The sequence below is a fragment of the Rhizobacter sp. genome (assembly GCF_031412495.1).
Lineage (GTDB): Bacteria > Pseudomonadota > Gammaproteobacteria > Burkholderiales > Burkholderiaceae_C > Schlegelella_A.
Genome location: NZ_JANODC010000068.1, coordinates 1 through 6,885, shown reverse-complemented (window position 1 = coordinate 6,885; position 6,885 = coordinate 1). Strand labels below are relative to the sequence as shown.

7 protein-coding genes are annotated in these 6,885 nt (G+C 71.8%); all 7 read right to left on the bottom strand.

What is annotated here, in order from left to right:
- The coding region (locus AC30N0_RS02505) for a serine/threonine protein kinase (protein ID WP_489516360.1) at window positions 1-1,264 on the bottom strand (1,264 nt) is incomplete at its 3' end.
- Between the two features lie 372 nt (window positions 1,265-1,636).
- Window positions 1,637-2,629 (bottom strand): bifunctional Delta(1)-pyrroline-2-carboxylate/Delta(1)-piperideine-2-carboxylate reductase, encoded by a 993-nt coding sequence (lhpI, locus tag AC30N0_RS02500; RefSeq protein ID WP_489516359.1) that lies wholly within the window; start codon window positions 2,627-2,629, stop codon window positions 1,637-1,639.
- Window positions 2,630-2,690: 61 nt separating this feature from the next.
- The gene (locus AC30N0_RS02495; RefSeq protein ID WP_489516358.1) at window positions 2,691-2,966 is read right to left on the bottom strand and encodes a hypothetical protein; all 276 of its coding nucleotides are present in this window, start codon (window positions 2,964-2,966) and stop codon (window positions 2,691-2,693) included.
- 128 nt (window positions 2,967-3,094) lie between these two features.
- Window positions 3,095-3,598: a pyridoxamine 5'-phosphate oxidase family protein gene (locus AC30N0_RS02490; RefSeq protein ID WP_489516357.1), complete on the bottom strand. Its 504-nt coding sequence runs from the start codon at window positions 3,596-3,598 to the stop codon at window positions 3,095-3,097.
- A gap of 103 nt (window positions 3,599-3,701) precedes the next feature.
- A complete protein-coding gene (locus AC30N0_RS02485) occupies window positions 3,702-3,953 on the bottom strand; it encodes a hypothetical protein (protein ID WP_489516356.1) in 252 nt (83 codons plus the stop codon).
- A 137-nt stretch (window positions 3,954-4,090) separates the two neighbouring features.
- On the bottom strand, window positions 4,091-5,629 hold the full coding sequence (locus AC30N0_RS02480) for a UdgX family uracil-DNA binding protein (protein WP_489516355.1): 1,539 nt from the start codon (window positions 5,627-5,629) through the stop codon (window positions 4,091-4,093).
- 10 nt (window positions 5,630-5,639) lie between these two features.
- A partial coding sequence (locus AC30N0_RS02475; protein WP_489516354.1) for a putative DNA modification/repair radical SAM protein occupies window positions 5,640-6,885 on the bottom strand: 1,246 nt, incomplete at its 5' end.

The following is a 6,885-nucleotide window of genomic DNA, read 5'->3' as shown; positions in this document are numbered from 1 at the left end:
GAACCGGGCCGGCGGCGACGGTGGGGGCCACGCGAGCCGGGGCCGGCGACTGGCGCATCGTGAACTGGATCGCCAGGGCGATGGCACCGACCAGGAAGCAGCTGACGGCGACGACGCCGTACAGGGCCCGCTTGCCGCGTGCACCTGCGCCAGGCCCGCTGCGCACCCACGACGGCGAGCCGCGCCCGGCCGGCAGCGGCATGCTGCCGATGTCGCTCAGCGCCGCGGGGGCGGTCGGCTGCGGCCGGCTGCTGCCTGCGGCCGGGCCGGGCGGCAACGTCGGCTCGGCCGGGGCCAGCAAGGGCCGGTCCGGCACGGTCACCACGCGGTCTTCCGCGACGAGGCCGGCGAAGGGCTCCTGCATCGGGTCGCGCCGGGGCGCCAGGGACACCGGTGCGCCCGGTGCCTCGATGTCGCCCATCAGGGCGCGAAAGGCCAGGTGATCGCGCGGCCGGCTGTCCGGCTGCACCCGCATCGCAGCGTCGACGGCGGCGAGGAAGGCGTCGCTGTAGAGGCCGGCGGCGACGATGGACAGGGGCACGACCGGGTCGGCGCCGAGCCGGTCCGGCGCTGCCGTCGGTGCGCTGCCGGTGATGGCCGCGTAGATCACCGACGCCAGTGCGTAGAGATCGGTCCACGGGCCCCGCGTCGTCGCGGCCGGGCTGCCGTACTGCTCGATCGCCGCGAAGCCCGGCTTGAGGGCCGCGGCCGGTGCGTGCTGAGCGCCCTCGATCGCGAGCGCAGCCGCGGCAAAGCCGAGCAGCACCGGCCCTTTCGGCGTGAAGACGATCTCGTCCGGTGCGATGTTCTGATGCCAGACGCCGCTGTCGTGCAGCACGGCGATGGCGTTGAGCACGGGCCGCAGCCAGGTCCGCAGCTCGCTCTCGCTGGGCACGTGGCCGAGCTCGGCGAGGGCGGCTGCCAGCGTCGGCCCTTCGTAGTGCGGCATCGCCATGTAGGCGGTGCCGTTCTCCTCCCAGAAGCGATAGACCTTGGCCAGCGACGGATGGTCGAAGCGGGCCAGGACGCGCGACTCCTCGAGGAAGCCCCTGAGGCCGGCCTCGAAGGCTTCGGTCTGGCGCGGGCTGCGGGTTGCCACGGTCGGCGAGCCGCCCGACCGCGAGACCAGCGCCACCGGCAGGTACTCCTTGATCGCGACCTTGCGCTGCAGCGAATGGTCCCAGGCCAGGTAGACGATGCTGGTCGGCCCCTCGTGCACCACGACGGTCGTCTCGTAATCGCGGAGGCGGGACGCCGCTGCCAAGGCCCGACCCGCGGGGGCGGCGGGCGCCCGCGCTGGCGCGAGTTCGGTGGCCGGGGTCATTGCGGGCAACGGGCTCCTGACGAGAGGACGGGCGGTCGCGAAACAGCCGGTGGCGTCTCGGCTCCGCGATGCCGGAGCGGGCCTCGGCATTGTCGCGCCGCGGCCGGGCGCCTTCGTTGCCGGGGCGCACCCGTCAACGCTACAAAGTCACGCCCTCAGGGCGCAGGCACGGCCCGCTGCCGGAACATGCCGTGACCCTCCGTCTCAGCACGGCGACGCCGTCCTGGTTCTGCACGCGCCAACAGGAGCAGATCCGGCCGACACCGAGCCGGCTCGCCAGCGGTCAGGCAGGCGTCGCAGGCATGCGCATGGTCATCGCGCAGGTGTGCCAGGCGCTCGTGGCGCCGCGGAGCGCGCCGTCCCCGCCGTGTCGAAGACGAGCTCCGCCGCGGCGAGGTCCTCGAGCGCGGTGCCCACCGACTTGAACAGGGTGATCTCCGCGCCGCCCGTGCGGCCGGCCACCTTGCCCCCGCACAGGTCCGCCAGGGTTCCCTGCAACTGCTCGACGGCGAAGCTGCCGGCACGGATCGCCTCGAGCACGTCACCCGCCTTGGCCATCGCCTCGGGCGTGTCGACGAAGACACGGGCCCGCTCGAAGCAGCCGGCATCGCACTCGCGCATCTGCGGCGTGAAGGCGCCGATCAGGTCGAGATGGGCGCCCGGGCGCAGCCAGTCGCCCTGCACCAGCGCGGCGGTCGACAGCGTGGCGCAGCTGACGATGTCGGCGCACTGCACGGCGCCGGCGAGATCGGTGCTGGCCGTGGCGTCGAATCCGCTCGCCGCCAGCCGGCCGGCGAGCGCTTGCGCCGCCTCGAGGCGGCGGCTCCAGACCGCGACGGCCGCGATCGGGCGCACGGCCGCCATCGCCGCGGCCCTCAGCGCCGCGACGCGGCCGGCGCCGACCACGAGCAGACGGCGCGCCCCCGGGTGGGCGAGGTACGAAGCCGCGAGCGCCGAGGCGGCGGCCGTGCGCCTGGCGGTGATCTCGTCGCCGTCGATGAAGGCCAGCGGCGAGCCGGTGGAGGCGTCGAACAGCAGGTAGGTGGAATGCAGCGTCGCCAGCCCGGCCGCGGCGTTGCCGGGAAAGACGGCGACCGTCTTCACCCCGCCGCGGCGGCCCGGACGCCACGCCGGCATGAGCAGCAGCGTGCCGCCCGGCCTGCGGTCAGAGCCGCCGCCGATCGCGTGCGCGTGGCGTGGCGGCACCTCGACGCCCTCGGCAAATGCCTGGCGCAGCGTCTGGATCAGGGCAGGAAAGGGAAGGGCCGCGCGCGTGGTCGCGGCATCGATCGAGGCGAGGGTCACGGCTGTCGGCGCGGGCGATGGCCCGGCCGAGTATCGCCGCGTCGCGGAACGCGCGCGCGCGTCAGCGACCGAAGAAGTGGCGGAAGACGTCGGGCTCGTTGACCTCGCGCATCACGACGCCGCTGAACGGCTCGCGGAAGGGCTGCGACGGCGGGCTCGGGTCGAATTCGGCGGGCCGGGTGGCGTCCCAGGGCATGCTGGCCTTCGATGCGCCGGCGCCGTCGGCGGCCCGGACGAGACCGGCCAGCGACGGCAGCTCTTCCCATTCGATCGCGCCGGTGGTCGACGCGGACTGGAAGGCGGGCGAGAAGTGCAGTGGCGTGGACGCGTGGCGCATGGCGTTCGGCTCGGAGCAGTGACGTCGCTAGGCTAGCGGCGACCTCGGCCCGTGAAGCCCCGAACAACGCTGCCGTCCCGGTGCACATCGGCCCGGCGCACGCCCGGCCGTGAACTGCGTCGCGGCCTTCAGCGCAGGCGCACCTCGCCCTGCTCGCCCAGGTCCGTCGGCGGCTTGCCCGTGACGACGGCCTTGGCCATCTCGAAGAGCTGGACCAGCTTGCTCTCCTTAACGTCCCAGTAGTTGGCGTGGACGATCTGCACCTGCACGAGGGCCAGGTCCGGGTCCCCGGGCCCGTTCGGGAACCACGCCTCCGTCATCTTGTTCCAGAGCTGCTTCTTCTTGGCCGGATCCTCGATGACGGCCGCGGTGCCGGACACCGAGACGTAGGTGTCGGCACCCGGGTCGGCATAGGCGAGGTTCACGACGGAGTCGGCCTCGAGGTCCTCGACCGGGCCGCTCGACCTCGACATGAAGAACCAAAGGCTCCCGTCCTCGCCGATCTCCCTATCCTGCGTCGTCATCGGCCGCGCGTGCAGGTGGCCGTTGCCGTGGCGGGTGGTGAACATCGCGTAGCGGATGCCCTTGATCATCTTCCAGAGAAGCTGGCGAGAGTGGGTGCTGTCGTTCATGGCGTTGGATCGCTCGAGGCAAACCGCCATTGCAGCACCGGGCAAAGGAAAGCCCGGTCGGGCGTGACCCGACCGGGCTGTAGGACGCGACCGTCGCGTGGATCTACTTCTTCGGCGCGTCCTTCTTCATCGCCTCGTCCTTCTTCATCATGTCGGCGCACATGGTGTCCTTCTTCATCATGGCGTCGTCCTTCTTGGCGCCGTCCTTCTTGGCCATGGCCATGTGGTCCTTGCACTGCTGCATGGTCATGGTGTCCTTGGCCATCGCGTCGGGCTTCATCTCCGAGTGCTTGGCAGCCATGGCGCCGCTGGCGGCGAGGGTCAGGGTGCAGAACAGAGCGGTAGCGAACTTCATCGGTTATCTCCTGAAACGTTGTTGAAAAGGGCCGGGGACTGCATGGGCTTGTCGCGGCCCAGATGAATATCCTTACAGCCTCGCGTTATGACGCGATCGGGAGTGTAATCGCGCCTCGCCGGAAGGGCTTTCTGACCTCAGATCCGACCGTTGCCTACTCCACCGGGCGGCTCGAGAGCGCGCCGAAGGTCGTTCAGCCAGGCCGCATAGGCGGCCGCCCTGTCCGCAGGCTCCATCCGCAGCAGCGCCGAGGGATGAAGGGTGATCAGGACGGGGCGTGCGTCGGCGCGAGTCAGCCACTGGCCGCGCAGCTTTGTCACGGCCACCGGCGCGCCCACCAGCTGCCGCGCCGCCGTCGCGCCGAGCGCCACCAGGGCTTCGGGCGCGACCAGCTCGATCTCGCTCTCGAGCCAGTGCAGGCAGGCGGCCGCCTCCTGCTGCGCCGGCGTCTTGTGGATGCGGCGCTTGCCGCGCAGTTCGAACTTGAAGTGCTTGACGGCATTGGTCACGTAGACCGTCTCGCGGGCGATGCCGAGCTCGTCGAGCGCGCGCGCCAGCAGCTGCCCGGCCGGGCCGACGAAGGGCCGGCCCTGCAGGTCCTCCTGGTCGCCCGGCTGCTCGCCGACGAACATCAGCGCCGTGTGCATCGGGCCTTCACCGGGCACCGCCTGCGTGGCGTGCTCGCCGATCGGGCACTCGCGACAGCGGTCGAGCGCCTCGCGCAGCTTCGGCAGGCTGGGCGGCGCATTGCCGCCCGGCGTGTCCGTGTGGCCGGGGGCGGGCGCCGGCTCGGTCGGCCGGCGCCGGCGCGGGTCGCCGGGGCTTCGTTGGATCATGGCCAGGCTCCGTTCGGCAGCGTGCGCCGCCAGCGGTTGGATGAGCTGCGCTTCCGGCAGGTTCGGCCAGTAGCGCTTCGGCATCTCCTTTTGCATCATCTTCAGCTTCAGGCGCGCCGGATTGAAGATGTTCTCGTAGTAGGTGAGCCACAGCTGCTCGCCGGCGTCGGCAGGCGGCGCGTCGGCCCGGCTGGCGCCGGGCCCGAAGGTCAGCGCCGCGCCCTCCCAGCGGACGCAGCGCTCCGGCGTCAGGATCGCCCAGCGCATGGCGGTGAAGCGGCGTGCGAAGAACGGGGCCGTCGCTTCGACGATGTGGTGCTCGGGCTCGAACCAGGCGACGTGCAGCGGCGCGGCGCCGCCGCCGTTGACCATGCGGAAGCGGACGAAGGCCTTCATCTTGTGCATGTCGCGGCGGACCGCGCGTGCCATCTGCTCGGCCTGCAGCCAGTCGGGATCGAGCGGATCGCCGCGCAGTCCGGGCTCGATCTGCAGTCGACACAGCAGCCGGTAGAGGAGGCCGAATCGGTTCGGGTCGCGGTGCAGGACCACGCAGCGGCTGAGCGGCAGGAAGGCGGACGGCACGTGGACGGGAGCGCCACCGATCGCCGAGGTGGCCTGATCCCCGGCCGCGCGGTCCGGATCGACGGCTGTCTCGACGGGCGTCGCCGCAGGCGCTTCGAAGAGTCCGGTCCCCGCGTCTTCGCCGGTGTGCCAGCTGACGAGCGCCGGTTCGACGCCGGCCGCCCACAGCCGCCGGCACGCCTGCCGGAAGCCGTCGAAGTCCGCAGCGCCGGCGAGCCTGACCGCGCGATGCGAGGCGCCGCCGTCGGCCTCGTGCATGCCGCGCCGGTCAGCCCGCCACCGGCTCCAGGCCGGCGGCCTCTGCCGGGAACAGGGAGGCCTGCCGAGGCGCCGCCGCTGCCTGCGCGATGTGGATGCGCCGACCCAGGTCGGCCGCGTCGAGGCCACGGCCGGGCCGATGATCGGCGAGCTCGACGAAGGGGAGGACCTTGGCCAGCGGCACGCGCAGGCGCTCGAGGTCCGCGCGGCGCAGGCGCCGGCCGCGCCGCGCCAGCAGCATTCGAGCGACCGACCTGACGCCGAGGCCGGGCACGCGCAGCAGCATCTCCTTCGGGGCCCGGTTGCAGTCGACCGGAAAGCGGTCGCGGTGGGCGAGCGCCCAGGCGAGCTTCGGGTCGACCTCGAGCGACAGCATGCCGTCGGCGCCGGACACGATCTCCTCGTGGCCGAAGCCGTAGAAGCGCATCAGCCAGTCGGCCTGGTAGAGGCGGTGCTCGCGGACCAGCGGCGGCGCCTTCAGGGGCAGGGCCCGGGCGGCGTCGGGGATCGGGCTGAATGCCGAGTAGTAGACCCGGCGCAGGCGGTAGGCGCCGTAGAGGCCGGCGCTCGCCTGCAGGACGGCGCGGTCCGGCGTGGTGTCGGCGCCGACGATCATCTGCGTGCTCTGCCCGGCCGGCGCGAAGCGCGGCGCACGGGCCCGTTTCGGCGGCATGGCGACGATGCTGGTCGTCGGCGCCGGCCGGGCGGCGTCCTTCGCCGCGTCGATATGCACACGCAGCCGCGCCATCGACCGCCGGATCGCCGCGCCGTCTTTTTCCGGAGCCAGCGCCGCAAGCGAGTGATCCGTCGGCAGCTCGATGTTGATGCTCAAGCGATCGGCGTAGCGGCCGGCCTTGGCGAGGAGGTCAGCGCTTGCTTCCGGAATGGACTTCAGGTGGATGTAGCCGCGGAAGTCGTGCTCCTCGCGCAGCACCCGCGCCACCTCGACCACCTGCTCCATCGTGTAGTCCGGGCTGCGGATGATCCCGGAGCTGAGGAACAGGCCCTCGATGCAGTTGCGCCGGTAGAAGTCGAGCGTGAGCTGCACCACTTCTTCAATCGAAAAACGTGCGCGCGGTACATTGCTGCTCACCCGGTTGACGCAATAGAGGCAGTCGTACGTACAGAAGTTGGTGAGCAGAATCTTCAAGAGCGAAATGCAGCGGCCGTCGGGCGCATAGCTGTGGCAGATGCCCATGCCTTCGGTCGAGCCGATGCCGCGACCGCCGAGCGAATGGCGCTTGTCGGTACCGCTG

What these genes read in the sequence shown, in the direction of transcription:
- AC30N0_RS02480 (WP_489516355.1), bottom strand. Translation starts at nt 5,629, where the DNA reads ATGCACGAGGCCGACGGCGGCGCCTCGCATCGCGCGGTCAGGCTCGCC.
- AC30N0_RS02495 (WP_489516358.1), bottom strand. Translation starts at nt 2,966, where the DNA reads ATGCGCCACGCGTCCACGCCACTGCACTTCTCGCCCGCCTTCCAGTCC.
- AC30N0_RS02490 (WP_489516357.1), bottom strand. Translation starts at nt 3,598, where the DNA reads ATGAACGACAGCACCCACTCTCGCCAGCTTCTCTGGAAGATGATCAAG.
- AC30N0_RS02485 (WP_489516356.1), bottom strand. Translation starts at nt 3,953, where the DNA reads ATGAAGTTCGCTACCGCTCTGTTCTGCACCCTGACCCTCGCCGCCAGC.